The 24,979-nt window shown below is 65.1% G+C and carries 22 protein-coding genes and 5 tRNA genes; 17 read left to right on the top strand and 10 right to left on the bottom strand.

Annotated features, from left to right (window positions below):
- Window positions 1-13 precede the first annotated feature (13 nt).
- The 4 genes from AABQ55_RS13620 (at window position 14) to AABQ55_RS13605 (ending at window position 4,307) form a co-directional block, all read left to right on the top strand.
- Window positions 14-1,222: an amino acid ABC transporter permease gene (locus AABQ55_RS13620; RefSeq protein ID WP_272805388.1), complete on the top strand. Its 1,209-nt coding sequence runs from the start codon at window positions 14-16 to the stop codon at window positions 1,220-1,222.
- A gap of 1 nt (window position 1,223) precedes the next feature.
- On the top strand, window positions 1,224-2,378 hold the full coding sequence (locus AABQ55_RS13615; RefSeq protein WP_272805387.1) for an amino acid ABC transporter permease: 1,155 nt from the start codon (window positions 1,224-1,226) through the stop codon (window positions 2,376-2,378).
- A gap of 19 nt (window positions 2,379-2,397) precedes the next feature.
- On the top strand, window positions 2,398-3,174 hold the full coding sequence (locus AABQ55_RS13610) for an amino acid ABC transporter ATP-binding protein (protein WP_244765584.1): 777 nt from the start codon (window positions 2,398-2,400) through the stop codon (window positions 3,172-3,174).
- A gap of 263 nt (window positions 3,175-3,437) precedes the next feature.
- A complete protein-coding gene (locus AABQ55_RS13605) occupies window positions 3,438-4,307 on the top strand; it encodes a calcium-binding protein (protein ID WP_272805386.1) in 870 nt (289 codons plus the stop codon).
- Window positions 4,308-4,396: 89 nt separating this feature from the next.
- Here the strand turns inward: AABQ55_RS13605 and AABQ55_RS13600 are convergent.
- From AABQ55_RS13600 to AABQ55_RS13580, 5 genes are all read right to left on the bottom strand, one after another.
- Window positions 4,397-4,473: transfer RNA gene (locus AABQ55_RS13600), tRNA-Arg, on the bottom strand.
- Window positions 4,474-4,497: 24 nt separating this feature from the next.
- Window positions 4,498-4,803, bottom strand: coding sequence for an ETC complex I subunit (locus AABQ55_RS13595; protein ID WP_272805385.1), 306 nt, complete (start codon window positions 4,801-4,803; stop codon window positions 4,498-4,500).
- 129 nt (window positions 4,804-4,932) lie between these two features.
- Window positions 4,933-5,009, bottom strand: a tRNA-Pro gene (locus tag AABQ55_RS13590).
- A gap of 91 nt (window positions 5,010-5,100) precedes the next feature.
- A complete protein-coding gene (locus AABQ55_RS13585; protein WP_272805384.1) occupies window positions 5,101-5,598 on the bottom strand; it encodes a DUF192 domain-containing protein in 498 nt (165 codons plus the stop codon).
- The gene (locus AABQ55_RS13580) at window positions 5,598-6,176 is read right to left on the bottom strand and encodes a cold-shock protein (protein ID WP_272805383.1); all 579 of its coding nucleotides are present in this window, start codon (window positions 6,174-6,176) and stop codon (window positions 5,598-5,600) included. The genes AABQ55_RS13585 and AABQ55_RS13580 overlap by 1 nt, the downstream gene beginning before the upstream one ends.
- 195 nt (window positions 6,177-6,371) lie before the next feature.
- Between AABQ55_RS13580 and gloA the strand changes: the two genes are divergently transcribed.
- The 7 genes from gloA (at window position 6,372) to AABQ55_RS13545 (ending at window position 10,385) form a co-directional block, all read left to right on the top strand.
- Window positions 6,372-6,812, top strand: coding sequence for a lactoylglutathione lyase (gloA, locus tag AABQ55_RS13575; protein ID WP_272805382.1), 441 nt, complete (start codon window positions 6,372-6,374; stop codon window positions 6,810-6,812).
- A 339-nt stretch (window positions 6,813-7,151) separates the two neighbouring features.
- Complete coding sequence (locus AABQ55_RS13570) at window positions 7,152-8,489, top strand: YcbK family protein (protein ID WP_272805381.1); 1,338 nt, start codon at window positions 7,152-7,154, stop codon at window positions 8,487-8,489.
- A gap of 136 nt (window positions 8,490-8,625) precedes the next feature.
- Window positions 8,626-8,700: transfer RNA gene (locus AABQ55_RS13565), tRNA-Glu, on the top strand.
- A gap of 492 nt (window positions 8,701-9,192) precedes the next feature.
- Window positions 9,193-9,267 (top strand) — tRNA-Glu (locus AABQ55_RS13560).
- Between the two features lie 167 nt (window positions 9,268-9,434).
- The gene (locus AABQ55_RS13555) at window positions 9,435-9,725 is read left to right on the top strand and encodes a hypothetical protein (RefSeq protein ID WP_272805380.1); all 291 of its coding nucleotides are present in this window, start codon (window positions 9,435-9,437) and stop codon (window positions 9,723-9,725) included.
- A complete protein-coding gene (locus AABQ55_RS13550; RefSeq protein WP_272805379.1) occupies window positions 9,722-10,207 on the top strand; it encodes a hypothetical protein in 486 nt (161 codons plus the stop codon). The genes AABQ55_RS13555 and AABQ55_RS13550 overlap by 4 nt, the downstream gene beginning before the upstream one ends.
- Window positions 10,208-10,310: 103 nt before the next feature.
- Window positions 10,311-10,385 (top strand) — tRNA-Glu (locus tag AABQ55_RS13545).
- 32 nt (window positions 10,386-10,417) lie between these two features.
- Here the strand turns inward: AABQ55_RS13545 and recJ are convergent.
- The 4 genes from recJ to AABQ55_RS13525 all read right to left on the bottom strand — a co-directional run bounded on the left by recJ (window position 10,418) and on the right by AABQ55_RS13525 (window position 15,536).
- Window positions 10,418-12,220 (bottom strand): single-stranded-DNA-specific exonuclease RecJ, encoded by a 1,803-nt coding sequence (gene recJ, locus AABQ55_RS13540; RefSeq protein ID WP_443021153.1) that lies wholly within the window; start codon window positions 12,218-12,220, stop codon window positions 10,418-10,420.
- 207 nt (window positions 12,221-12,427) lie between these two features.
- Window positions 12,428-13,750, bottom strand: a complete 1,323-nt coding sequence (locus AABQ55_RS13535) for a homoserine dehydrogenase (RefSeq protein WP_272805377.1) — start codon at window positions 13,748-13,750, stop codon at window positions 12,428-12,430.
- Between the two features lie 58 nt (window positions 13,751-13,808).
- Entirely contained in the window at window positions 13,809-15,029 is a 1,221-nt protein-coding gene (locus tag AABQ55_RS13530) for an LL-diaminopimelate aminotransferase (protein ID WP_064329964.1), read from the bottom strand.
- A 174-nt stretch (window positions 15,030-15,203) separates the two neighbouring features.
- On the bottom strand, window positions 15,204-15,536 hold the full coding sequence (locus tag AABQ55_RS13525) for an SHOCT domain-containing protein (protein ID WP_272805376.1): 333 nt from the start codon (window positions 15,534-15,536) through the stop codon (window positions 15,204-15,206).
- Between the two features lie 125 nt (window positions 15,537-15,661).
- On the opposite strand from AABQ55_RS13525, the gene AABQ55_RS13520 reads away from it, so the two are divergent.
- The 6 genes from AABQ55_RS13520 (at window position 15,662) to AABQ55_RS13495 (ending at window position 22,429) form a co-directional block, all read left to right on the top strand.
- The gene (locus tag AABQ55_RS13520) at window positions 15,662-17,518 is read left to right on the top strand and encodes a PHA/PHB synthase family protein (protein ID WP_244765596.1); all 1,857 of its coding nucleotides are present in this window, start codon (window positions 15,662-15,664) and stop codon (window positions 17,516-17,518) included.
- 12 nt (window positions 17,519-17,530) lie between these two features.
- On the top strand, window positions 17,531-18,250 hold the full coding sequence (sfsA, locus tag AABQ55_RS13515) for a DNA/RNA nuclease SfsA (protein WP_272805375.1): 720 nt from the start codon (window positions 17,531-17,533) through the stop codon (window positions 18,248-18,250).
- A gap of 30 nt (window positions 18,251-18,280) precedes the next feature.
- Window positions 18,281-19,108, top strand: coding sequence for a type I methionyl aminopeptidase (gene map / locus AABQ55_RS13510; RefSeq protein WP_272805374.1), 828 nt, complete (start codon window positions 18,281-18,283; stop codon window positions 19,106-19,108).
- Between the two features lie 8 nt (window positions 19,109-19,116).
- Entirely contained in the window at window positions 19,117-19,947 is an 831-nt protein-coding gene (gene radC, locus AABQ55_RS13505; protein ID WP_244765599.1) for a RadC family protein, read from the top strand.
- A gap of 181 nt (window positions 19,948-20,128) precedes the next feature.
- A complete protein-coding gene (gene sthA / locus AABQ55_RS13500; RefSeq protein WP_272805373.1) occupies window positions 20,129-21,535 on the top strand; it encodes a Si-specific NAD(P)(+) transhydrogenase in 1,407 nt (468 codons plus the stop codon).
- Window positions 21,536-21,625: 90 nt separating this feature from the next.
- The gene (locus AABQ55_RS13495) at window positions 21,626-22,429 is read left to right on the top strand and encodes an endonuclease/exonuclease/phosphatase family protein (protein WP_272805372.1); all 804 of its coding nucleotides are present in this window, start codon (window positions 21,626-21,628) and stop codon (window positions 22,427-22,429) included.
- Window positions 22,430-23,378: 949 nt separating this feature from the next.
- Here the strand turns inward: AABQ55_RS13495 and tig are convergent.
- The gene (tig, locus tag AABQ55_RS13490; protein WP_272805371.1) at window positions 23,379-24,857 is read right to left on the bottom strand and encodes a trigger factor; all 1,479 of its coding nucleotides are present in this window, start codon (window positions 24,855-24,857) and stop codon (window positions 23,379-23,381) included.
- Window positions 24,858-24,979 lie beyond the last annotated feature (122 nt).

Genomic DNA, 24,979 nt, shown 5'->3' with positions numbered 1-24,979 from the left:
TCAGGGGAAATGCATGGCTCTTGCGGATGCCCGAACAGGGTCCGGCGAACCGCCGAAGGTATCTCTTCTCTACAATCCGGCACTGAGAAGCATCGTCTATCAGGTCGTGACGCTCGTCGTGATCGTCGCGGCCATCTGGTATGCGTGGAACAACGTCGTCCAGAATCTCGCGCGCGCCAACATGACGGCCGGCTTCGGCTTTCTGAACAGCCGCGCCGGCTTCGACCTCGCGCAGAGTCTGATCGCCTATTCGAGCGACTCGACCTATTTCCGGGCGCTGCAGGTCGGTCTTCTCAACACGCTCGTCGTCGCCGCCGCCGGCATCGTCACGGCGACGATCGTCGGCCTTCTGGTCGGCATCGGGCGCCTGTCGCACAACTGGCTGATCGCGCGGCTCTGCACGGTCTATGTGGAAATCTTCCGCAACATTCCGCCGCTGCTCGTCATCTTCTTCTGGTATCTCGGCGTTCTTGCGCTGCTGCCGTCGATCCGCTCCATCTTCCAGCACCTGGAGGAAAATCCGGACGCCATCTTCTTCATCTCGAACCGCGGCATCTACATGCCGGCCCCGGTCTTCGGCGACGGTTTCGGCACGGTGCTCATCGCCTTCTTGATCGGCGTCGTCGCGGCCATCGCGTTCACGGTGTGGGCCAATGCGCGCCAGCGCGCCACGGGCCAGCGCCCGCCGGTGCTCTGGGTCAATCTCGGCCTGGTCCTCCTGCTGCCGTTCCTCGTTTTCCTCGTCATGGGCAGCCCCCTGACGTTCGACTACGCGGTGCCGGGCTCGTTCAACATGCGCGGCGGCATGGTCATCGGACCGGAATTCCTGGCGCTTTATCTCGCGCTGTCGCTCTACACGGCCTCGTTCATCGCCGAGATCGTGCGCGCCGGCATCCGCGGCGTGTCCAAGGGCCAGTCGGAAGCCTCCTATGCGCTGGGTCTTCGGCCCGGCCAGGCGACCCGTCTCGTCGTGCTGCCGCAGGCGCTCCGGATCATCATCCCGCCGCTCACCTCGCAGTATCTCAACCTCATAAAGAACTCCTCGCTCGCGGTCGCCGTCGGCTATGCCGACCTCGTCGCGGTCGGCGGCACCATCCTCAACCAGTCCGGCAAGTCGATCGAGATCATCTCGATCTGGATGCTGATCTACGTCTCGATCAGCCTCATCACCTCGCTGTTCATGAACTGGTTCAACGCCAAGATGGCCCTGGTGGAGCGCTGAGATGGCTGAAAGCATTACCTATGTCCGCGACCGCTTCATCGAAGCGGAAAAACCGCCGGCCTCCGACAGCTCGGTCATCGCCTGGCTTCACCGCAACCTGTTCGCCTCCGTCACCGACAGCGCGATGACGATCGTCGCCATCCTGGCGATCGTCTGGTACCTGCCGGCGGCGATCAACTGGCTGTTCGTCTCGGCCGTGTGGACCGGGGCGGACCGGACGGCCTGCCTCACCACCGATCAGGGCGGCCAGCTTCCCGCCGGCTGGAGCGGCGCCTGCTGGGCCTATGTGAACGACCGCTTCGTGCAGTTCATGTTCGGCTCCTACCCGCGCGGCGAGCTGTGGCGGCCGCTGCTCGTCGTCGTCATGTTCGTCGGCCTGCTCATCCCGTTCCTCATGCCGAAGGCGCCGCGCAAGGGGCTGAACGCACTCCTGCTGCTCATCGTCTTCCCGATCGTCTCCTTCTTCCTGCTGCTCGGCGGCACGTTCGGCCTGCGCCACGTGGAGACCTCGCTGTGGGGCGGGCTGATGGTGACGCTCATCATCTCCTTCGTCGGCATCGTCGTGTCGCTGCCCGCCGGCATCCTGCTTGCGCTCGGCAGACGGTCGCAGATGCCGATCATGAAGACGGCCTGCATCGTCTTCATCGAACTGATCCGCGGCGTGCCGCTGATCACCGTTCTCTTCATGGCAAGCGTGCTCCTGCCGCTGTTCCTCGAGCCCGGCAACAACATCGACAAGTTCCTGCGCGCGCTGATCGGCGTATCGATCTTCGCATCCGCCTATATGGCGGAGGTTATTCGCGGCGGTCTTCAAGCCATTCCGAAAGGACAATATGAAGCGGCCGACGCCCTTGGTCTAAACTACTTCCACAAAATGACCTTCGTCGTGCTTCCGCAGGCCATCAAACTCGTGATCCCGGGCATCGTGAACACCTTCATCGGCATGTTCAAGGATACGTCCCTCGTCACGATCATTTCGATGTACGACCTGCTCGGCATCGTGAAGGCGAGTTTTGGGGATTCGGGCTGGATCACGCCGGTCACGCCGCTGACGGGCCTGATCTTCGCCGGCTTCGTGTTCTGGATTTTCTGCTTCGGCATGTCGCGCTATTCGGCCTTCGTGGAACGCCGGCTCGACACGAGCCACACAAGATAACTGAGAGGAACCAACAACAATGGCAAACCAGGCCCAGGCGCAAAAGATGACGGTCTCCGCGACGGACGTCGCCGTCGAGATCGTCAACATGAACAAGTGGTACGGCGATTTCCACGTTCTGCGCGACATCAATCTCAAGGTCATGAAGGGCGAGCGCATCGTCATCGCCGGCCCGTCGGGCTCCGGCAAGTCGACGATGATCCGCTGCATCAACCGTCTCGAGGAGCACCAGAAGGGCAGGATCGTCGTCGACGGCATCGAGCTGACCAACGACCTGAAGAAGATCGACGAGGTGCGCCGCGAGGTCGGCATGGTGTTCCAGCACTTCAACCTCTTCCCCCATCTGACGATCCTGGAAAACTGCACGCTCGCCCCGATCTGGGTGCGCAAGATGCCGAAGAAGGACGCCGAGGAAGTGGCGATGCACTACCTCAAGCGCGTCAAGATCCCGGAACAGGCGAACAAGTATCCCGGCCAGCTCTCCGGCGGCCAGCAGCAGCGCGTGGCGATCGCCCGTTCGCTCTGCATGAAGCCGAAGATCATGCTATTCGACGAGCCGACCTCGGCGCTCGACCCGGAAATGGTGAAGGAAGTGCTCGACACCATGGTCTCGCTCGCCGAGGAAGGCATGACCATGCTGTGCGTGACGCACGAAATGGGCTTCGCCCGCCAGGTCGCCAACCGCGTCATCTTCATGGACCAGGGGCAGATCGTCGAGCAGAACTCGCCGGCCGAGTTCTTCGACAACCCGCAGCACGAGCGCACGAAGCTCTTCCTCAGCCAGATCCTGCACTAGGAGCTGCCGAAGCACGAGCAAGGCCGGGGCATCTCGCGATGCCCCGGCCTTTTTGCGTCGCCGGGCCGCCTCGGCCCGGGCTCCGTAAACCCTTGCCTTGATGGAAGCCCGGCCCTTGCGGAAGACGCCGGCCTTCGTCCATAATCGGCACTCCGGGGATCACACGCCGACCGCGGCATATCGGCAGGCGTGCCCCGGGAAAGGCGACGGGAACCTCCGGCGGATGGTGGACCGGTCCCGTTACCCGTTGAGGGAGCCAGGCCATGGCAAAGGTGAAGGTCGGACTTTTCCACAGCATCGACATGCGGGCCATCACTCTGAGCGGCCTTTTCGAAGGGCTCGTGCGGTCCTCCACCGGCACGCGCTTCGAGGTGGACTATGGCGGCGGCAACGCGACCCTGTTTCGCGGCCGCGGGCTGCATTATGATGCCAGCGACTATCCCATCGGCGGGACGTTCACGGGCTACAGCCTCTTTTTCGCGGGTAGACTCGGCCTGTCCCTTGAGGGCGCCGCGTTTTCGGCGACCGCGGTGATCGACGCGGCAAGAACCAAAGGAAAGGCGGACGACTGGAAAGTCCTGGAAACGGCGTTGAGAGGCAACGACGTCATCACCGGCGGATATGGCCCCGATCGCCTCTATGGCTTTGCCGGCCATGACAGGATGGTTGGCGGCGGCCTCGACGACCGGCTTGCGGGCGGCAGCGGGAACGACAGCATAAGGGGCGGCCTCGGCAGGGACTGGCTCTACGGGGAGGATGGCAACGACCGCCTGCAAGGCGGCCCCGATGCGGACAGGCTCCATGGCGGCGCGGGGGCCGACACCTTCGTCTTCCGGTCCCTCCACGATTCGACCGTCGCCAGGAGCGGGCGCGACACGATCCGCGACTTCAGCCGGAAGGAAGGGGATCGGATCGACCTAAAGGGCATCGACGCTGACAAGACGGTCAAGGGCGACCAGGCCTTCGACTTCATCGGCACGGAGAAATTCCACGGCAAGGCCGGTGAATTGCGCTACGCGACAAAAAGCGGCGACACGATCCTCCAGGGCGACGTGGACGGCGACGGCACGGCGGATTTTTCGATTGCGCTCGACGCGACCGAGCATCTGAAGGCGGGCGACTTCCTTCTGTGAAGCTTCGCGCCGACCGGGCCGAGCAGTCCACGTTCGGAACAAACGAAAAGAGCGTTTTACGGGGAAGAGCGGAAGTGCTCCGGAAGGACTGGCGACCCCTGCAGGGCTCGAACCTGCGACATTCTGCTTAGAAGGCAGATGCTCTATCCAGCTGAGCTAAGGGGCCGGGGCTGGCAGGGCCAGCGAAACCTCAATGGGTCCAGGGCTGCATGCGGTTGAAACGGAAGTTGTCCGGATAGGCAACGCGCTTGCGGGTCGCTTCCTTGGGTTCGATCACGCGGTAGTCGATGCCCTTGCGCGTCGCGTAGGCGATGGCCTCCTCGCGGGTCTTGAATGTCAGCTTGACCTGCTGGTACATGTCGCCGGAGCTCGTATAGCCCATGATCGGGTCGATCGTCCGCGGCTTCTCGGCATCGAACTCAAGGACCCAGAGATGGGTCTTGGCCTTGCCCGATTGCATGGCGGTCTTGGCGGGACGATAGATCTTCGCGGTCATCGAAGCGGCTCCAGAATTCTCGCATAAAGGCGCGCCGTTCCGCCGGCGCGCGTCCGAGAATGCATAACCCGGATTCCGTAAAGGGGGAATGACCGGACGCGCATTTGGCATCGAAACGCCCGCCGGACGTGGTCGGAGTGGAGAGATTCGAACTCCCGACCCTCTGGTCCCAAACCAGATGCGCTACCAGACTGCGCTACACTCCGTCCGTCCCGGCGATGGGGAGATACACGCATCCGCCCGCTGCCGCAACAGGAAATGGGTGTTTTCAAGCGCTTGTCGCAGGAAATGGCCGGGCTATTTCGCCTTGCGCAGGGAATCCATCAGCTCGTTCTCGACGCGGTTGCCGGCCCGGATGCCGAGGCGCCGCACGGTGCCGCCGTTCAGCTCCAGCACGTAGTCGATCGGCCCCTGCGAATCGATGATCGATTCGGAATGCGGCTCGGCGTTCTCCTTGATCGCACGCACCTTGCCGTCCCTGGCGATGAACAGCATGTCGAGCGGCAGGTAGGTGTTCTTCATCCACATGAAGACCTGCCGCGTCTCGCCGAAGGCGAAGAGCATGCCGTGGTCCGGCGCCATCTCGCGGCGATGCATCAGCCCCTGCTCGCGCTGGCGCGGCGTGATGGCGAGCTCCACGGTGAAGGCATGGCGCTTGCCGTCTCTGGTGATGATCGTCAGCGGCTGGGTGTCGAACGTCTCCGCCGCAAAGGCGGTAAGGGAAAGACAGAAGAAGAGCGCCAGGACGGCGCTCGCAAGGCGCGCGAAACCGGCCGTCCGCGCGAAAAGGCCCATCAGTGGGCCCTGTTGCCGGGAACCGGCATGTCCGGATGGATCTCCGCCGCCATCAGGCCCTTCTCGCCGTCGCCGAAGCGCACGAGCACGACCTGGCCGGGGCGCAGCTCCGTCAGGCCGAAGCGGCGCAGCGTCTCCATATGGATGAAGATGTCCTCCGTGCCCTCGCCGCGCGTCAGGAAACCGAAACCCTTGGTGCGGTTGAACCACTTGACCAGCACGCGCTCCAGCCCGCTCGACGGGGTGACCTGCACATGGGTCTTGACCGGCGGCATCTGCGAAGGATGCACGGCCGTCGTCTGGTCCATGGAAAGGATGCGGAAAGCCTGGTAGCCGCGGTCGCGCTTCTGGATCAGCGCGACGACGCGCGTGCCCTCCAGAACCGTCTGGTAGCCGTCGCGCCGCAGGCAGGTGACGTGCAGGAGAACGTCCTGCATGCCGTTGTCCGGCACGATGAAGCCGAACCCCTTGGCCACGTCGAACCACTTGATGACCCCGGTGATCTCGACGAGATCGACGGCGTCATTGCTCTGGTCATCACGGTTCGTGATTTCCTTTGAAGACACCCTGTCCGCCATGATCTGCCAGCCCCTCGTTTACGCGTCACATGAGTTACGGTTAACTGATTCTTGATAACCAGAATAACATTGTCCCGATGCGAATGCGCAAGTCCCTTTGAAAGTTTTGCCGGTCCCTTTGATAGGCCGCAAGGCTTGCCTCAGGCTGACAAAACCCTACTCTTCCGGACGATTCCACATTCAAAGGATATTCCAATGCGTTATCTCCATACGATGGTCCGCGTCAAAGACGTCGACCAGTCCCTGCATTTCTATTCGACGCTGTTCGGCCTTGAGGAGGTGCGCCGCCACGAGAACGAAAAAGGCCGCTTCACGCTGATCTTCCTCGCCGCGCCGGAAGATGCCGAGGCCGCGCAGGCGAACGCCGCCCCCTGCCTCGAGCTCACCTACAACTGGGACAGCGAAGACTATACCGGCGGGCGCAATTTCGGCCACCTCGCCTACGAGGTCGACGACATCTATGCCACCTGCCAGAAGCTGATGGACAATGGCGTGACGATCAACCGCCCGCCGCGCGACGGCCATATGGCCTTCGTGCGCTCGCCGGACGGCATTTCCATCGAGATCCTGCAGAAGGGCGACAGCCTGCCGCCGGCCGAGCCCTGGGCCTCCATGGGCAATACCGGCGCCTGGTAGCCCTTCCCGGACGCAAGCCCCGGGCAAAGCTTGCGTCCTATACATCCGTGCAACGATCATCGTTTCGCCGTATTTGGCCGGATACCTCTTGCCCATCCGGTCGATCGCCAGCGAGAGGGGCGTCTTGGCCGATTCGGGCCGGATCGCCTCCCGTTCTGCGTTTCACGGCTTTACGCGCTTCGGCCTTTACACCACCGACCGAAACGCTAACATCGCAGCAACCGCAGCTTGGCCCTTCGGCTTTTCTCGATTGCGGTTGCGACTGTTTGAAGAAATGGCCCGACCGGCGGCAAGACCGGGGGCGCGAACGTCGAAAGCGGGGGAAAGCCTTTGCAGGACATGCAGGCAAAGTGGCCAGGCCTGAAGGCGCTGCGGTATGGATTGCTGCTGGCTGTTTCGGTTGCCACGCTCTCGGGCTGCGTTTCCGCAGTCTCAACGGATATGCGCGCGGACGGCAGGGCCGCGCAGGAAAGCGAAGACACGCTCGCCGAAGGCAGCACGGACGAGACCACCACGCCCGTGGTGAGCGCGGGGGCTGCCGGCGGAACGGCCGGGGAGCCCTCCGTCACCGCCGATGCCGCTTCGGCGGTGGTGGCGGACCGGCAGGTCGCGGATGACGCTGCCGCCGACCGGTCCGGCCTCGTCATGCAGCCGACGACGCTGAATGCCGGCAGGGCGAGCATCTACGGCACCGGCGGCCAGGCGGTCGCGACCGGCAATGCCTATGCCACGCAGACAGCGGGTGCCAATGCCTCCGTCAACAGCCTCTATGCCGGCACCGGCGCGGCGCAGACGGCGGACCAGTCCGGCCGCCTGCCGGTCGAGGACATGCCGCCGGTCGGATCGACCGGCCAGCAGCCGCTCGCCACGCCCGGCGACGAACAGGCGGAGATCACGCTGCCGGAAAATGGGCCGATCCCCAAGACCGCGCGAACGGCCCTCACTGCGGAAGCCGCCACCGGCAATGCGGCGGACCTTGTCCTCGCGACACCGGCGGACGATGACGCGGCGGCAGTGCTGCCCGGCACCACCGGCCAGGCGAGCGCGACCGACATCAAGAAAGACGAGCCGCGAAAGACCATGACGCTCGCCTCGCTCTTCGCCAACAAGCGCGAGGCCAGGCAGCAGTTCGACGGCAACCGTTTTGCCGAAGGGCCGCGCCGCGTGCTCAACCGGGAAAGCGCGAGCGCCACCCGCAAGGCTTCGCTCGGCACGCTGCCCGGCGTGTCGATGGCCAGCTCCATGTTCTCGACGGACCATTCGGAGGCCGACGAGGTCGAGGACGACGGCCCGCAGTTCAAGGAAGTCGCGTCGCTCGCCGGCCTTGCCCGCCTCGCGCCGAACGGCCTGTGGCTGCAGACGGAGAAGGTGCGCACCGGCTGTTTCAAGCCGGAACTGCTGCAGGTGCTGAAGACGATCGAGAAGCACTACGACAAGCCGATCATCGTCACCTCGGGCCTGCGCGACATCAAGGTCAACCGTGCGAAGCAATCGCTGCACACGCGCTGCGCGGCGGCGGACATCCAGATTTCCGGCGTCAGCAAGTGGGAGCTTGCCGAATATCTGCGCTCCATGCCGGGCCGCGGCGGCGTCGGCACCTATTGCCACACCGAATCCGTGCATATCGACATCGGCCCGGAGCGCGACTGGAACTGGCGCTGCCGGCGCCGCAAGTAGGCAGCGCCCTAACCCTCTGTGATCGATGCCTTTTCGCACGAAGAGCCGCCCCTGGGCGGCTCTTCATTTTTTTGTCACAACGGCTTTTTCCGGCTTGCGGAAGCCCAGGCGCCCTTCTATAAGACGCCCACCGCACGCGCCCTTCGTCTATCGGTTAGGACGTCAGATTTTCATTCTGAAAAGAGGGGTTCGACTCCCCTAGGGCGTGCCACTCCCCTGACAATCTGCATCAGAATGCGACCAGCTCTCCGTCTCGGAACGAAGCATGGGCGAGAACGTTTACCAATCACGGCTGCAGTCTTACGCGGCCGGGCGAGAGGCCCCGTCGAGCTTGGCCCAGCGCTCCGGGGTCTCGAACCGCCCAAGTCGCGCCGCCCGCCCGGCCCAGCATGCCGGACGAGCGGCTGCGTGTTGCCGACAGGGGCAACGAGGCTGAGCCAGCGGGCGCCCGCCGGGAGGGTCAACGGCGGCGCCTCAGGTCCTCAGCACGGCATATATGGGAAGGCGTCCGCCGGATTACCAGTCGTCAATCCGGGATGGCGGGGCAGCGCATCGGCGCGGCCATCTGCTCTCGGCCGGGCCGGCCGGCAACGGGAATGCCCTGGGCCCATTTCTTTCTTCTCCACCTGTGAAAAAGTTGGCGCCCACATGATTTTCCGTCTTGCGAATCCGTCCGGTGCCGACTAGATAACGCCCACCGCACGCGCCCTTCGTCTATCGGTTAGGACGTCAGATTTTCATTCTGAAAAGAGGGGTTCGACTCCCCTAGGGCGTGCCACTTTCTCCTGTCCTCTGTCGTTCGAAGCGCCTGGCGTGATCCCGCCCAGATGCGACCCGCCATTTTGCCGCGCCTCCCGCTGTCCCCGTTCCATGCGGCCATGCGGCTTGCCAGCCGAGGGAACGCCGACTATCTTGCGCGCAGCGAAATAAGCAGGAAAATCAAGCATGTCGATAGCCCGCAACCTCGTCTTCTCCGCCCTTGTCGCATGCGCCGTCGGTGGTGGCGCCATGGCTTACGACACATGGACCGGCGCCGAATGGGAGGTGTCGCCGGACCAGATCGCCGCAGCCCGGGCGGAAGGCAAGGCGGGGCTCGAATCGTCGCCCGGAACCGTCACGGTCCTGCCCATCCGCAGCGAAACGGCCGATATCCTGCCGTTCAAATGGGCGCTCTACGGCCTTGCAGCCGGCATTGTCGCGTTCATCGGGCTTCGCAAGAAGAAGGCCGCCGCGTGAGGCCCTTCGCCACGCTGGTTTTCGCATTGCTTCTGCCGGTCTGCGCCGAGGCGAACTGCATTCCGCCCTGGCGGATGCAGTTCGCCTGCAATATCCCCGAACGCCATGCGCGCGTCGAGTTCTGCCGCCTTCCCGAGCCGGGCGACCACCCCGGCAAGAAGGAGGCCTACTACACCTATGCCGTCGGCGCCGCGGCGGCGGACCTGTATTTCGAAACCGATTCGAGCTGGTTCTCGACGAAGGACACCGAAATCGACCACCCGACGGACCTGACCATGGCCGTCGGTTATGCCCATGGCAAATACGTCTATGCCTTCGTGGTGACGGAGGACAAGCGCGAGGCCGACGGCATCCGGCAGGGAGAGGTGCGCGTCTACGGTTCGACGGATGCCTTCACGAACGACACCCGGGGCAACGAGATGACGAGGCTCGCCTGCGACCCCGCCTCGATCCTCGCCGATCGTGCGAGCATCCGCCCCTGACCGGGCGGCCCGCGCGCCGAAACACCCCACGGAAAAAACTGGAAATTCCTGCATTTAGGGCTTGCGCAAATCAGCGGCCCCGACTAGAAGACGCCCACCGCACGCGCCCTTCGTCTATCGGTTAGGACGTCAGATTTTCATTCTGAAAAGAGGGGTTCGACTCCCCTAGGGCGTGCCACCCTCCCCCTTTCGGCAATCGCGACCCGCCCGTCAGAACGCCTTTGCGGCGTCCAGCACGCGGAACTGTATGCGCCGGCTGCCCTGCCAGCTGTCGGCGGAAAGCGTGCCGGCAATGTGCACCGCCTGCCCGCGCTGCTTCATCAGGAACAGGCCGAGATCGGCTTCCGCCGCGCGGAAGGCCATGGCGCCGAGGCGCCCGCCATCGGGGCCTTCGAGCTCCAGGCGCAGGTGATTGACGCCGACGGGCCTGACGTCGCGTACCCGGTGCGCCGGCAGCGCGAAGATCGGCTGCGGGTGACCGGAGCCATAGGGGCCGGCCTGCTCCAGCTGGTCGGCAAGCGCCAGCGTCGCGCCGCCGGCGCTCAGCGCCCCGTCGATCTTCAGCGTTTCCACGGCCACCAGATCGCGCACGGCGCGCTCGGCGCGTTCTTCGAAGAAGCCGCGCAGGCGGCCGAGGTTTGACCGCTCCACCGTCAGCCCCGCCGCCATGGCATGGCCGCCGCCCTTGACGAGAAGGCCCTCCTCCACGGCGGCACGCACCATGCGGCCGAGATCGAAGCCGCTGATCGAGCGGCCGGAGCCGGTGCCCTTGCCGGAGGGATCGAAGGCGATGGCGAAGGCGGGGCGGCGGAAACGATCCTTGAGGCGCGAGGCGAGCAGGCCGACGACGCCCGGATGCCAGCCCTCGCGGGCCGTCAGGATGACGGAGGCGCTTTCGCCGGTGCCGTATTCCGCCTGTGCCTCGGCCTCCGCCTCGGCCAGCATGGCGGCCTCCATGGCCTGGCGCTCGCGGTTGAGGTCGTCGAGCTGCCTGGCGATGCGCTCGGCCTCGCCCGGCTCGTCGATGGTGAGAAGCCGGCTGCCGAGCGCCGCATCGCCGATGCGCCCGCCGGCATTGATGCGCGGGCCGACGAGGAAGCCGAGATGATAGGGCGTGACGGGGCCGCCGATGCCCGCCTGCTTCAGGAGCGCCGTCAGCCCGGCATTGCCGAGATGGCGCGCGGCGACGAGGCCCTTGACCACATAGGCGCGGTTGAGCCCCTTCAGGGGAACGACGTCGCAGACGGTGGAGAGCGCCACGAGGTCGAGCATGGCGAGGAGATCGAAGGTCTTCGCCCGCGCATCGCCCCTTTCCCGCAGCACGCGCTGCAGCGCCACCAGGACGAGGAAGACGACGCCGGCGGCCGAGAGGTGCCCCTGCCCCGACAGGTCGTCCTCGCGGTTCGGATTGACCAGCGCATGGGCCGGCGGCAGCGCCTCGCCCACCTGGTGGTGGTCGATGACGACGACGTCGATGCCGCGCGCCTTCGCGACGGCCAGCGATTCGTGGCTGGTCGAGCCGCAGTCGACCGTGACGATCAGCTCGGCGCCGCGCTCGATGAGCTGGGCGATGGCATTGGGGTTCGGGCCGTAGCCCTCGAAGATGCGGTCGGGAATGTAGATTTCCGCCTGCACGCCGAAATGCGCGAGGAAACGATAGAGGAGCGCCGAGGAGGCCGCGCCGTCGACGTCATAATCGCCGAAGATCGCGACGCGCTGGCGCCTTTCGATGGCCAGCGCCAGCCGCTCGGTGGCCGCCTCGCAGTCGATCAGGCTGTAGGGTTCGGGCATCAGGCGGCGCAGCGTCGGGTCGAGGAACTCGACGGCGCCTTCGAACGGCACGCCCCGCCCCGCCAGCACGCGCGCGATGAGATCCGGCAGGCCGTGGCTCTGGCTCATCGCCAGCGCCCGGTTCTCCCCCGCCTGGTCGAGCCGCGCCACCCAGCGCTGGCCGGTCACCGAGCGCTCGACATTCAGGAAGGCCCGGCTGACGGGGTCGGCGTTTTCCAGCATGCTCATGGCGGCTCCTGCCGTGTTACCCCCCTCTGCCCTGCCGGGCATCTCCCCCACAAGGGGGGAGATTGGATGAGGCAATGTCTCACGCCCCTCGTCAACGTCGCAATTCAAGCATAGCGCCGCTTCTTTGCCGATCTCCCCCCTTGTGGGGGAGATGCCCGGCAGGGCAGAGGGGGGTGCCCGGACGCGGCAAAGGCCGCAAAATCAGGCCGTCTTCGGCCGCTCGATGCGGATCACCTGCGGTTCGCCGACAAGATAGCCCTCGCCCTTGATGGATGCCACGGCCTTGCGGACGGAATCCTCCATCGTCGCGTGGGTGACGAGGATGATGGTCTTCGGATCGGTCGATTCGGTCGTCGACTGCGCGCGCTGCACGATGGATTCCAGCGAGATGCCGTTTTCCGCCATGTGCCTGGCGATGCTGGCGAAGACGCCGGTGCGGTCTTCCACCGAAAGGCGGATGAAGTAGCCGCCGTGGTGCTTGCGGATCTGCGCGCGCTTGTAGGGGATGAGCGCGGCGGCCGGGCGGCCGAGCGCCGGCACGGTCTGCGCGCCCGGGCGGCTCTTGGCGATGTCGGCAATATCGCCGAGCACGGCCGAGGCCGTCGCATTGCCGCCGGCGCCGGGGCCGACCATCAGCAGTTCGCCGAGAATGTCCGATTCGATCGCCACGGCATTCGTCACGCCGTCGACCTGCGCGATGACGCTGTCGAGCGGCACCATGGTCGGGTGCACGCGCTGTTCGACGCCCGTGTCCGTCTTCTGCGCGACGCCGAGCAGCTTGATGCGGTAGCCGAGATCGGCGGCGGCGCGGATGTCGTCGATGGAGATGTTGGTGATGCCTTCGAGATAGATGTCGTCGGCCGAGATCTTCGTGCCGAAGGCGAGCGTCGTCAGGATCGACAGCTTGTGCGCCGTGTCGTTGCCCTCGATGTCGAAGGCCGGGTCGGCCTCGGCATAGCCGAGGCGCTGGGCTTCCTTGAGGCAGGCCTCGAAGCTGAGGCCCTCCTTCTCCATCTTGGTGAGGATGTAGTTGCAGGTGCCGTTCATGATGCCGTAGACGCGCGAGATCGTGTTGCCCGTCAGCGACTCGCGCAGCGCCTTGATGACCGGGATGCCGCCGGCGACGGCCGCCTCGTAGTTGAGGATGCAGCCGTTCTCCTCGGCGATGCCGGCAAGCTCCACGCCGTGGGCGGCGAGCAGCGCCTTGTTGGCCGTCACGACATGCACGCCGCGCGACAGCGCCGCCTTGACCGCGGCATGGGCCGGATCGCCGGCCCCGCCCATCAGTTCCACGAAGACGTCGATCTTCGCCTCGCGGGCGAGCGCGACCGGATCGTCGAACCATTCGGCGGCCGAAAGATCGACGCCGCGGTCGCGGCCCTTGCTGCGGGCCGTCACGGCGGCGATCGCGATCGGCCGGCCGCACGTCGTTGCGAGCATGTCCCTGCGTTCGACGAGAATCTTCGCGAGCGAGGCACCAACGGTCCCCAAGCCCGCAATGCCGATCTTCAGGGCATCAGCCATGGTCATGTCCTAACGTTTTGGAAGAAAGCCCTCCGCAGAGACGCGGAGGGCGGATTTTTCAGCGATGGGCGTTCAGCGAGATGACGTTGTGCATCGTCTCGTCCGCCGTGGAGAGGAACTTCTTGATGTTGCGCGCCGCCTGGCGGATGCGGTGCTCGTTCTCGACCAGCGCGAGGCGGACATAATCGTCGCCCTGCTCGCCGAAACCGACGCCCGGCGCCACGGCGACATCCGCCTTCTCGACGAGCAGCTTGGAGAATTCCAGCGAACCGAGATGACGGAACTTTTCCGGGATCTTCGCCCAGGCGAACATGGTGGCCGCCGGCGGCGGCACCTCGAAGCCGGCCTTGCCGAAAGTGTCGACCATCACGTCGCGGCGGCGCTTGTAGACGTTACGCACTTCCGCGATGTCGGAGCCGTCGCCGTTCAGCGCATGGGTCGCGGCCACCTGGATCGGCGTGAAGGCGCCGTAGTCGAGATAGGACTTGACGCGGGTCAGCGCGGCGATCAGCCGCTCGTTGCCGACGGCAAAGCCCATGCGCCAGCCGGGCATGGAGAAGGTCTTCGACATGGAGGTGAACTCCACCGCGATGTCGATGGCGCCGGGCACTTCCAGAACGGAGGGCGGCGGCGCGTTGTCGTCGAAGTAGATTTCCGAATAGGCAAGGTCGGAAAGCACGATGATGTCGTGCTTCTTCGCAAACGCGATGACGTCCTTGTAGAAATCGAGCGAGGCGACATGCGCCGTCGGGTTCGACGGATAGTTGATGATCAGCGCCAGCGGCTTGGGGATCGAGTGACGCACGGCCCTTTCCAGAGGCGGGAAGAAGCTCTCGTCCGGCTCGACCGACATGGAGCGGATCACGCCGCCGGCCATCAGGAAGCCGAAGGCGTGGATCGGATAGGTCGGGTTCGGGCACAGGATGACGTCGCCCGGCGCGGTGATCGCCTGCGCCATGTTGGCGAAGCCCTCCTTGGAGCCGAGGGTCGCGACGACCTGCGTCTCCGGGTTCAGCTTCACGCCGAAGCGGCGGGCGTAATAGGCGGCCTGGGCGCGGCGCAGGCCCGGAATGCCCTTGGACGAGGAATAGCGGTGCGTGCGCGGGTCCTGGACCACCTCGCAGAGCTTGTCGACGATCGCCTTGGGGGTCGGCAGGTCGGGGTTGCCCATGCCAAGGTCGATGATGTCGGCGCCACCCGCTCGCGCGCTTGCTTTCAAACGGTTGACCTGTTCGAAAACATACGGCGGCAGACGCCGGACCTTGTGAAACTCTTCCATCTTCAACCCCGTTAGGCACGAAGCCCCTCCGGCGGCCTTGCCGGACGGCGCAAAACTCCGTGCGAATCAAGAAATCGGATACGGACGAAAGCGTTCGAAATGAAGGCGCTCCGCCCGGCCGACGGCCAATTGGCCGTCATCCGCTTTGCTGCCAAACGGCAAGAAACGCAAGCGCTAATTCGTCTTCTCGATTTGCGAAAGCGCCGCCTTGCCATGACCGTCGCGCAGCGCCTGCAATTCGGCGAGCTGGCGGCGGTATTCGGCTTCCGAAATCGCGCCCGAGCGGCGGCTGTTGGAGAGCGCCGTCAGGCGCGCGCTGTAGCCGGCCGCCTCCTCGTCGCTCATCTGCTGCGTCTCGGCGCTGACGATCGCCGTGATGTCGGGATAGACGTCGGCCCGGTTCGCGCCGGCATTCGACGTCGTCTCGCTCGAGGCGCAGGAGGCGAGCGCCGCCGCGGCGGCGGCCATGAGAAGAGCGGCGCGCAAGCGCCTGATTTCGAACGCCATGTGGCTGTATGCTCCTGTCGAAACGACCGGTTCCCGATATTGCCTTGTGCGGCTGTCAGGCCCTTGTAATCTGTTTCGTAGAGAATGTAAAAATACAAAAGTAACAATAAAATCGGGAGGGAACCATGGCCGACGAACGCAAGGCGAATGAACGCGATGCGGCCGGAAACAAACCCGGTTTCCAGCCCTTCGACCCCGCGACGATCGAGCCCTACATCGTCAAGGATCCCGAGGCGCTGACGGTCAACTTCGCGCGCACCATCGAACAGCTCGGCAAGGCCGCCTCCGCCTGGCTTGCCCCGCGCGAAAGCGGCGAGAAGGTCGACACGGTTTCCGAGCCGATGGTCGACATGGTGAAAACCCTCTCCAAAGTCTCCGAATACTGGCTGACGGACCCGCGCCGCACGCTGGAGGCGCAGACGCTGCTGCTCGGCAGCTATTTCAACATCTGGTCGCGCACGCTGGGACGCCTTTCCGGCGAGGCGCAGGACGCCGCGCCCGATCCGCATAGCAAGGACAAGCGCTTTGCCGACGAGGACTGGGTGAAGAACCCCTTCTTCGATTTCCTGCGCCAGGCCTATTTCGTCACCTCAGACTGGGCGGAGAAGCTGGTCACCGATGCCGAAGGGCTTGACGAGCACACGCGCCACAAGGCGGGCTTCTATGTGAAGCAGATCGCCAGCGCGATCTCGCCGACGAACTTCATCACCACCAATCCGCAGCTCTACCGCGAGACGGTGGCTTCCAACGGCGCGAACCTGGTGCGCGGCATGAAGATGCTGGCCGAGGACATCGCCGCCGGCCGCGGCGACCTGAAGCTGCGCCAGACCGACACGAGCAAGTTCGCCATCGGCGAGAACATGGCGCTGACGCCGGGCAAGGTGCTGGCGCAGAGCGACGTCTGCCAGGTCATCCAGTACGACGCGACGACGGAAAAGGTGCTGAAGCGCCCGCTGCTCATCTGCCCGCCCTGGATCAACAAGTTCTACATCCTTGATCTCAACCCGGCGAAGTCCTTCATCAAGTGGGCGGTGGACCAGGGTCACACGGTGTTCGTCATCTCCTGGGTGAACCCGGACGAGCGGCATGCGGACAAGGACTGGGAAGCCTATGCCCGCGAAGGCGTCGGCTTCGCGCTCGACACGATCAGCCAGGCGACCGGCGAGGACGAGGTGAACGCCATCGGCTATTGCGTCGGCGGCACGCTGCTTGCGGCCACCCTCGCCCTGCACGGCCAGGAGGGCGACAAGCGCATCCGCACGGCGACGCTCTTCACCACGCAGGTCGACTTCACCCATGCCGGCGACCTGAAGGTCTTCGCCGACGAGGAGCAGATCGACCTCATCGAGCGCGGCATGAAGGCGACCGGCTATCTCGACGGCTCGAAGATGGCGACCGCCTTCAACATGCTGCGCGCCTCCGAGCTGATCTGGCCCTACTTCGTCAACAACTACCTGAAGGGCCAGGATCCCATGCCCTTCGACCTGCTCTACTGGAATTCGGATTCCACGCGAATGCCCGCCGCCAACCACTCGTTTTACCTGAGGAATTGTTATCTCAACAACACCCTCGCCAAGGGCGAGATGACGCTTGCCGGCAAGACGCTGTCGCTGAAGGACGTCAAGATCCCGATCTACAACCTCGCCACCAGGGAGGACCACATCGCGCCGGCGAAATCGGTCTTCGTCGGCAGCAAGTTCTTCGGCGGCAAGGTGACCTATGTGATGGCCGGCTCCGGCCACATCGCCGGCGTCGTCAATCCGCCGGACAAGATGAAGTACCAGTACTGGACCGGCGGGCCGGTGAAGGGCGAATTCGAGGACTGGGTGGAAAAGGCGAAGGAAACGCCCGGCTCCTGGTGGCCGCACTGGCACGACTGGATCAAGGCGCAGGACGACCGCATGGTGCCGGCGCGCAAGACCGGCGGCACGATGAACTCGATCGAGGAGGCCCCCGGCTCCTACGTGCGCGTGCGCGCCTGACCGCCGACGCCCATGAAATTCGATCCGCCGCTCGTTTCCGGCACCCTCGTGCAGCGCTACAAGCGCTTCCTGTTCGACGCCATCCTCGACGACGGCTCGGCGATCACCGGCTCCTGCCCCAATACCGGCTCGATGCGCGGCCTGACGGCGCCCGGCTCGCGCATCTGGATGTCGCAGAGCGACAGCCCGACGCGCAAGCACCGCCATCGCCTCGAACTGGTGGAGGCGGACGACACCGTCGTCGGCATCAATACGGGCCTGCCGAACCGGCTGGCGGAGGAGGCGATCCGCGCCGGCCTGGTCGCCGATCTCGGCACCTATCCCGTCCTTGAGCGGGAGAGGAAATACGGCCGCAATTCGCGCATCGACATCCTTCTCTCCGCGTCGGACCGGCCGCTTGCCTATGTCGAGGTAAAGAACGTGCATTTCCGCCGCGCCGCCGGCCTTGCGGAATTTCCCGACACGGTGACGGCACGCGGCGCGAAACATCTCGAGGAGCTCGGCGACATGGCCGAGGCCGGTTTCCGCGCGGTCATGCTCTATCTCGTCCAGCGGGAGGATTGTTCGCGGTTCCGCATCTGCGCCGATCTCGATCCCGCCTATGCGGCCGGCTTCCGCCGGGCGCTTTCGCGCGGCGTCGAGGCCTATGCGGTCAAATGCGCCGTTACATCCCAGCAAATCCGGCCCGTGGCGTCGATCGCCATGGACGAACCCGGTCTGGCTGATCTATGAACATGCGGACAGACTAGCGAAAGTTCGACCATGGTGACCTATATCGACGCGACCTCCGCGCCGCTGAAGAACACGGGCGTGATCCGCCTTTACGACGCCGAGGCCTTTGCCGGCATGCGCAAGGCCTGCCAGCTCACAGCGCGCTGCCTCGACGAACTCTACCCGCTGGTCAAGCCGGGCGTTGCCACCGACGTCATCGACCGCTTCGTCTTCGAATTCGGCATGGACCACGGCGCGCTGCCCGCGACGCTGAACTACCGCGGCTACACCAAGTCGAGCTGCACCTCGATCAACCACGTCGTCTGTCACGGCATCCCCAACGACAAGCCGCTGCGCGAAGGCGACGTCGTCAATATCGACGTCACCTTCATCCTCGACGGCTGGCACGGCGATTCGAGCCGCATGTATCCCGTCGGCGAGATCAAGCGCGCCGCCGAGCGCCTGCTCGAAGTCACGTACGAATGCCTGATGCGCGGCATCGCCGCCGTCAGGCCCGGCGTCCGCACCGGCGCCATCGGCGAGGCGATCCAGGCCTATGCCGAGGCCGAGCGCTGCTCGGTGGTGCGCGATTTCTGCGGCCACGGCGTCGGCCGCCTCTTCCACGACGCGCCGAACATCCTGCATTACGGCCGCGCCAACGAGGGGCCGGAAATGAAGGAGGGCATGATCTTCACCATCGAGCCGATGATCAATCTCGGCCGGCCGCATGTGAAGGTGCTCTCCGACGGCTGGACGGCGGTGACGCGCGACCGCTCGCTCTCCGCCCAGTACGAGCACACGGTGGGCGTGACGGCGGATGGCTGCGAGATCTTCACGCTTTCGCCCGGCGGCCTCGACCGCCCCGGCCTTTCCGCTTAAGGCCGCCCATGACGGGATCGCGCGGACGAACGGACACGACCTCCCCCCTTGATACGGGAAACGACCCGCCGACCGCCGACGACCTCTTCGACACGCTCGACGAGCGGGGCCATTTCTTCGAGCACCCCGCCCGCGCGACGCCCGCCAAAGCCCTTCCGGCAGCGGAAGACAAACACTATCACGGCCACCGCGAGCGGCTTCGCCTGCGCTTCCGCGACAGCGGCGACGGGGCGCTCGCCGATTACGAGATCCTCGAGCTCCTGCTCTTCCGCCTCATCCCCCGGCGCGACACGAAGCCGGTCGCGAAAGCCCTGCTCGACCGCTTCGGCACGTTGGCCGGCGTCTTCGGCGCGACGCCCGCCCTGCTGCAGGAGGTGAAGGGCATCGGCGAGGCGGTGGCGCTGGACCTGAAGCTCGTCTCGGCCGTCGCCCAGCGCACGCTGAAGAGCGAGATCCGCAACAAGACCGTACTCGCCTCCTGGTCCTCGGTCATCCAGTATTGCCACGCCGCCATGGCGCACGAGCCGCGCGAGCAGTTCCGCATCCTCTTCCTCGACAAGCGCAACACGCTGATCGCCGACGAGGTGCAGGGCCACGGCACGGTGGATCACACGCCGGTCTATCCGCGCGAGGTGGTGCGCCGCGCGCTGGAGCTCTCGGCCACCGCGATCATCCTCGTGCACAACCACCCGTCCGGCGACCCGACGCCGTCGCGGGCGGACATCGATATGACGAAGACGATCGTGGAGACCGCCCGGCCGCTTGGTATCACGGTGCATGACCACATCATCATCGGCAAGGACGGGCATGCCAGCCTCAAGGGGCTGAGACTGATCTGAAAGGAAGGGCGGCGCCCTGCGGGAAACCGCCGAATCGCGTTACAAAACAACGAAATCGGGTGCGTTCCTTCATCCGATTGAAACGGTTTGCTGCCACATTCGGTTGACGAAAATTTGCACGGCGAAGACAATTGCTGCATCGCAATATGATTCTTCCCGCAAAAGGCTGGGGCCATCTCACATGCAGGAATATGATCTCGTCGTCGTGGGCAGTGGCCCCGCAGGCCGCCGCGGCGCCATCCAGGCGGCAAAGCTCGGTCGCAAAGTCCTCGTCATCGAGCAGGGAAAACGCGTCGGCGGCGTCTCGGTGCACACCGGCACGATCCCCTCGAAGACGCTGCGCGAGACGGCGCTCAACCTTTCCGGCTGGCGCGAGCGCGGCTTCTACGGCCGCGCCTACCGCGTCAAGCAGGAGATCAGCGCCGACGACCTGCGCCGCCGCCTGCTCATCACGCTCGACCACGAGGTGGAGGTGCTGGAGCACCAGTTCGCCCGCAACCGCGTGCAGCACATGCGCGGCAAGGCGAAGTTCGTCACGCCGGAGACGATGGAGATCGTCAAGGACGACGGCGAGACCGTTCACGTCCAGGCCAAGAGCATCATGCTGGCCGTCGGCACCAAGCCGTACCGCCCGGAGAGCATTCCCTTCGACGGCGTCAGCGTTCTCGACAGCGACGAGCTCCTTGACATCAAGGAGCTGCCGCGCTCCATGGCCGTCATCGGCGCCGGCGTCATCGGCATCGAATATGCCACGATCTTCTCCGCGCTCGACACGCAGGTCACCGTCATCGACCCGAAGCCGACGATCCTCGATTTCATCGACAGGGAGATCGTCGAGGAGTTCATCCACGATCTGCGTGACCGCAACATGAAGCTCATCCTCGGCCAGAAGGCCGACAAGGTGGAGAAGCTGGAAAACGGCAAGTGCGAGATCACGCTGGACAACGGCCGCCACGTCATCTGCGACATGGTGCTCTATGCCGCCGGCCGCGTCGGCGCGACGGACAGCCTGAACCTCGCCGCAGCGGGCCTGACGGCCGATTCGCGCGGCCGCCTCAGCGTCAACCCGGAGACCTTCCAGACCGACGTGCCGCATATCTATGCCGCCGGCGACGTCGTCGGCTTCCCCTCGCTCGCCTCCACCTCCATGGAACAGGGCCGCATCGCCGCCCGCGTCGCCGTCGGCGCGATCGCCAAGGAGCCGCCGAAATACTTCCCCTACGGCATCTACGCCGTGCCGGAAATCTCCACCTGCGGCCTCACCGAGGAAGAGGTGAAGGAGCGCGGCATCCCCTATGAATGCGGCATGGCGCGTTTCCGGGAGACCTCGCGCGGCCACATCATGGGCCTCAATTCCGGCCTGCTGAAGATGATCTTCTCGCTGAAGACGCGGCGTCTGCTCGGCGTACACATCGTCGGCGAAGGCGCGACGGAGCTCGTCCATATCGGCCAGGCGGTGCTCAACCTGAAGGGCACCGTCGAATATTTCGTCGAGAACACGTTCAACTACCCGACGCTCGCCGAAGCCTACAAGATCGCCGGCCTCGACGCCTGGAACCGCATGGGCGACCTGTCGCAGGCGAAGTGATCCGCTTCGCCGGCCAAGGCCGCTCCGGCAGATATGCGAAGCGGTCTTGCGCCTGCAGCGCCGGAAGAACGGGCAGAAGGAACGGCACGCATGAGGATCCTGTCGCTGAACGTCTGGGGCGGCATGCTGCACGCGCCGCTCATCGACTATCTCAGGGCCGTCGATGCCGATGTCTATTGCCTGCAGGAGGTGCCCCGCGCCATCGCCGCGCGGTCGGCATGGCTGACCTATCGCGACGGCGCGGTGGAACTCCAGCAGCGCGCCGATCTCTACCGGGACATCGCGACGGCCCTGCCCGGCCATGACGGCTTCTTCGCGCCGGCCATGCGCGGCGAGCTGGCGGACGGCGATCGTCCCTGCTGGCAGGAGTTCGGCCTTGCCACCTTCATCCGCCAGGATATCGCCGTGATCGGCCAGGCGCTCGATTTCGTGCACGGCGCGTTCTCCCCGCACGGTTTCGGCCCCCACCCCCGCCCCCGCAACGCCCACGCCTTCCGCCTCTACGACTATGCCGCGGACCGCGCGCTCACCGTCGCACAGCTGCACGGCCTTCGAACCGTCGACGGCAAGGGCGACACGCCGGAGCGCGCGGCGCAGGCCGAGGCCCTCGTCGCCCTCATCGCGCGCCTGCACCGCCAGGACGAAGGCCTCGTCCTCTGCGGTGATTTCAACGTGCTGCCCGAGAGCAAGACGTTCAAGACACTCGCGCGGTTCGGCCTCACCGACCTCGTCACCACCCGCGGCTTCACCGACACGCGGACCTCGCTCTACACGAAGCCCGGCCGCTATGCCGACTACATGCTGGTGAACGCGCCGGTAAGCGTTGCGGATTTCACCGTCGTGGAGGCGCCGGAAGTGTCGGATCACCGGGCGTTGCTTCTCAGCGTCGGATAAAACCCGCCAAGCACGGTGCGTTGGATCCTCGGGTCAAGCCCGAGGATGACGGAGGGGAGGAAACGCCGCCTGCTCTTCAAGCGGCACGGCATGCCGCCCCCGCATTTTCCGACGAGTTTCCTCTTCTTGCATCATTTTCCGGCATCATCCGGGGATGGCGGCGAGGAGGAAGCGGCGCAAGCCCCTCCCATGGCGCGGCACGCAGCCCCTTCGCCGATACCTCCAAACCTCTCGTCTTGCGTCATCCTCGGGCTTGACCCGAGGATCCAGGCCCCACGCCGCAGCTATTCCTCATCCCCGTTCCCACCGCACATTTTCCCCGCCCCCTCCATCCATGCCTACAATCTCCCCATCCCGCCGCGGATACACCGCGAGGCGTCGTGGCGAGGCGGGGTCGGCGCGGGGCGTGGGGGGAAGACGCAGAACCCCATGCACCGGGCCTGCGGAAAATGGTCTCCCTCCGGCGACACGGGGGAAGCGGCGGGCGTTGGACCGAGCCTTCCGCTTCACGCCCCGAACGGCGCGCCGGGCGTGCCTGTGCGGCACACAAGGGGGCCGGTCTGGCGGATGCGTCGGCATCGTCCGCCGGGATGAAGCCCGTCCGGAAAGGCTTGCCTTTCCGTCCGTCATCGCCAAGGCGTGCAATGGCGGATGCAAAAACGGAAAACGGCGTCATCCCGGAAACCGACGGGAAACGTCCGCCCGGCCCGGCCTTTGCAGAGAGGCCCAGGTCGCGGGCAAAAACCGCCGAACGGGGCGCTGAAAGGCGTCATATACATATTTCTGACCCGGCGGCTTCCAGCGCCCCGTCCGATGCTCTTTGAAAACCCACGGGTGGAAACCGCCGCGTGGATGACGGTGCGAGAACAGCAGGAACGCGGCCCTTGCCGCGCAAACAAAAAGGCCGCCCCGAAGGACGGCCTCTTTACATGATATCCGGTCGGACCGATTATTCGGCGTCGCCTTCGGCGGCCTTCTTCTTGGCCGGGGCCTTCTTCTTCGGAGCGGCGTCTTCGCCTTCGGCGGCTTCGGCCTTGGCGGCGGCCTTCTTCTTCGGCGCGGCCTTCTTGGCTTCCTTCTCGGAACCTTCGGCCTCGTCGTCCGCCATCAGCTCGTCCTTGGAGACGGTCTTGTCCGTCACCTTGATCTCGCCGAGCAGGTGGTCGACGACCTTCTCTTCGAAGATCGGCGCGCGGAGCGAAGCGGCGGCGCCCGGGGTCTTCTGGAAGTATTCGAGGATCTGCTTTTCCTGGCCCGGGAACTGGCGGAGCTGCTGGTAGAGCGACTGCTGCATTTCCTCGTCGCTCACCTGGACGCCGGCCTTCTCGCCGATTTCCGAGAGAACGAGGCCGAGGCGGACGCGGCGCTCGGCAAGCTTGCGATATTCTTCGCGCGCAGCCTCTTCCGTCGTGTCCTCGTCAGCGAAGGTCTTGCCGGACTGCTGGAGGTCCGTGTTGATCTGGCGCCAGATGTTTTCGAACTCGGCGTCGACCAGGCGCTCCGGCGTGTCGAACTTGTACATCTCGTCGAGCTGGTCGAGGATCTGGCGCTTGACCTTCTGGCGGGTGACCGAGCCGTACTGGCTCTCGATCTGGCCGCGGACGATCTCGCGCAGCTTGTCGGCCGATTCGAGGCCGAGCTTCTTGGCAAGCTCGTCGTTGATCTCGACATCGGCCGGGGCGGCGACGTCCTTGACGTTGATGTCGAAGGTCGCTTCCTTGCCGGCAAGGTTGGCGGCCGGATAGTCGGCCGGGAAGGTCACGATGATGACCTTCTCGTCGCCGGCCTTCAGGCCGACGAGCTGCTCTTCGAAGCCCGGGATGAAGCGGTTGGAGCCGAGAACCAGCTCCGCGTCCTCGTCCTTGCCGCCGTCGAAGGGCTCGCCGTCGACCTTGCCGAGATAGTCGATGGTGACGCGGTCGCCGTCGGCGGCCTTGCCCTTCTTCGTCTCGTAGGAACGGGCGCTTTCGGCGATCTTGAGGATCTGCTCGTCGACTTCGGCAGCGTCGACTTCGACGACTTCGCGCGTGACGGCGATGCCGGAATTGTCCTTGAGGTCGATGGCCGGGATCACTTCATAGGAGAGCGTGAACTCGAAATCGGCCTGGCCGGCAAGGATCTTCTCGGCCTCGGCCTGGTCCTCGGTCATCGCGATTTCCGGCTGCGTCGCGGACTTTTCGCCGCGCTCGGAAAGGATGGCCGACGGACGGTCGCGGACGATCTCGTTGACGAGTTCGGCCATGATGGACTTGCCGTACATCTTCTTGAGATGGGCGAAGGGCACCTTGCCCGGACGGAAGCCGTTGATGCGGACACGGCCCTTGGCGTCTTCAAGACGCTCGTTCATCTGAGCTTCCATGTCCTTGGCCGGGATGACGACCTTGATTTCGCGCTTCAGCCCTTCAGCGAGCGTTTCGATAACCTGCATGTTCAAACCTTCATTTCGAGTTGGCGGTGCTCAAACCGGCCTGCCGGTTATGGCGAACACCCCGCCGGTCCATTTGCCGGCAGTGGCTTTACTGAATTTCGTGGCCTTTTGGCAAGCAAAAT

Origin of the sequence: Shinella sp. WSD5-1 (assembly GCF_963942435.1) — a bacterium.
Taxonomy (GTDB): Bacteria; Pseudomonadota; Alphaproteobacteria; order Rhizobiales; family Rhizobiaceae; genus Shinella; species Shinella yambaruensis.
The sequence above is the reverse complement of the archived record's forward strand: the minus strand, read 5'-3'. Positions and strand labels throughout refer to the sequence as shown.

Excerpts from the sequence above, each read along its gene's own strand:
- sfsA (WP_272805375.1), top strand. The coding sequence starts at position 17,531 with ATGAAATTCGATCCGCCGCTCGTTTCCGGCACCCTCGTGCAGCGCTAC.
- AABQ55_RS13610 (WP_244765584.1), top strand. The coding sequence starts at position 2,398 with ATGGCAAACCAGGCCCAGGCGCAAAAGATGACGGTCTCCGCGACGGAC.
- AABQ55_RS13585 (WP_272805384.1), bottom strand. The coding sequence starts at position 5,598 with ATGGGCCTTTTCGCGCGGACGGCCGGTTTCGCGCGCCTTGCGAGCGCC.
- AABQ55_RS13535 (WP_272805377.1), bottom strand. The coding sequence starts at position 13,750 with ATGGCTGATGCCCTGAAGATCGGCATTGCGGGCTTGGGGACCGTTGGT.
- recJ (WP_443021153.1), bottom strand. The coding sequence starts at position 12,220 with ATGCTGGAAAACGCCGACCCCGTCAGCCGGGCCTTCCTGAATGTCGAG.
- gloA (WP_272805382.1), top strand. The coding sequence starts at position 6,372 with ATGCGTTATCTCCATACGATGGTCCGCGTCAAAGACGTCGACCAGTCC.
- AABQ55_RS13595 (WP_272805385.1), bottom strand. The coding sequence starts at position 4,803 with ATGACCGCGAAGATCTATCGTCCCGCCAAGACCGCCATGCAATCGGGC.
- tig (WP_272805371.1), bottom strand. The coding sequence starts at position 24,857 with ATGCAGGTTATCGAAACGCTCGCTGAAGGGCTGAAGCGCGAAATCAAG.
- AABQ55_RS13620 (WP_272805388.1), top strand. The coding sequence starts at position 14 with ATGGCTCTTGCGGATGCCCGAACAGGGTCCGGCGAACCGCCGAAGGTA.
- AABQ55_RS13555 (WP_272805380.1), top strand. The coding sequence starts at position 9,435 with ATGTCGATAGCCCGCAACCTCGTCTTCTCCGCCCTTGTCGCATGCGCC.
- AABQ55_RS13580 (WP_272805383.1), bottom strand. The coding sequence starts at position 6,176 with ATGGCGGACAGGGTGTCTTCAAAGGAAATCACGAACCGTGATGACCAG.
- sthA (WP_272805373.1), top strand. The coding sequence starts at position 20,129 with ATGCAGGAATATGATCTCGTCGTCGTGGGCAGTGGCCCCGCAGGCCGC.
- AABQ55_RS13520 (WP_244765596.1), top strand. The coding sequence starts at position 15,662 with ATGGCCGACGAACGCAAGGCGAATGAACGCGATGCGGCCGGAAACAAA.
- AABQ55_RS13570 (WP_272805381.1), top strand. The coding sequence starts at position 7,152 with ATGCAGGCAAAGTGGCCAGGCCTGAAGGCGCTGCGGTATGGATTGCTG.
- AABQ55_RS13615 (WP_272805387.1), top strand. The coding sequence starts at position 1,224 with ATGGCTGAAAGCATTACCTATGTCCGCGACCGCTTCATCGAAGCGGAA.
- AABQ55_RS13525 (WP_272805376.1), bottom strand. The coding sequence starts at position 15,536 with ATGGCGTTCGAAATCAGGCGCTTGCGCGCCGCTCTTCTCATGGCCGCC.
- radC (WP_244765599.1), top strand. The coding sequence starts at position 19,117 with ATGACGGGATCGCGCGGACGAACGGACACGACCTCCCCCCTTGATACG.
- AABQ55_RS13530 (WP_064329964.1), bottom strand. The coding sequence starts at position 15,029 with ATGGAAGAGTTTCACAAGGTCCGGCGTCTGCCGCCGTATGTTTTCGAA.
- map (WP_272805374.1), top strand. The coding sequence starts at position 18,281 with ATGGTGACCTATATCGACGCGACCTCCGCGCCGCTGAAGAACACGGGC.
- AABQ55_RS13605 (WP_272805386.1), top strand. The coding sequence starts at position 3,438 with ATGGCAAAGGTGAAGGTCGGACTTTTCCACAGCATCGACATGCGGGCC.
- AABQ55_RS13495 (WP_272805372.1), top strand. The coding sequence starts at position 21,626 with ATGAGGATCCTGTCGCTGAACGTCTGGGGCGGCATGCTGCACGCGCCG.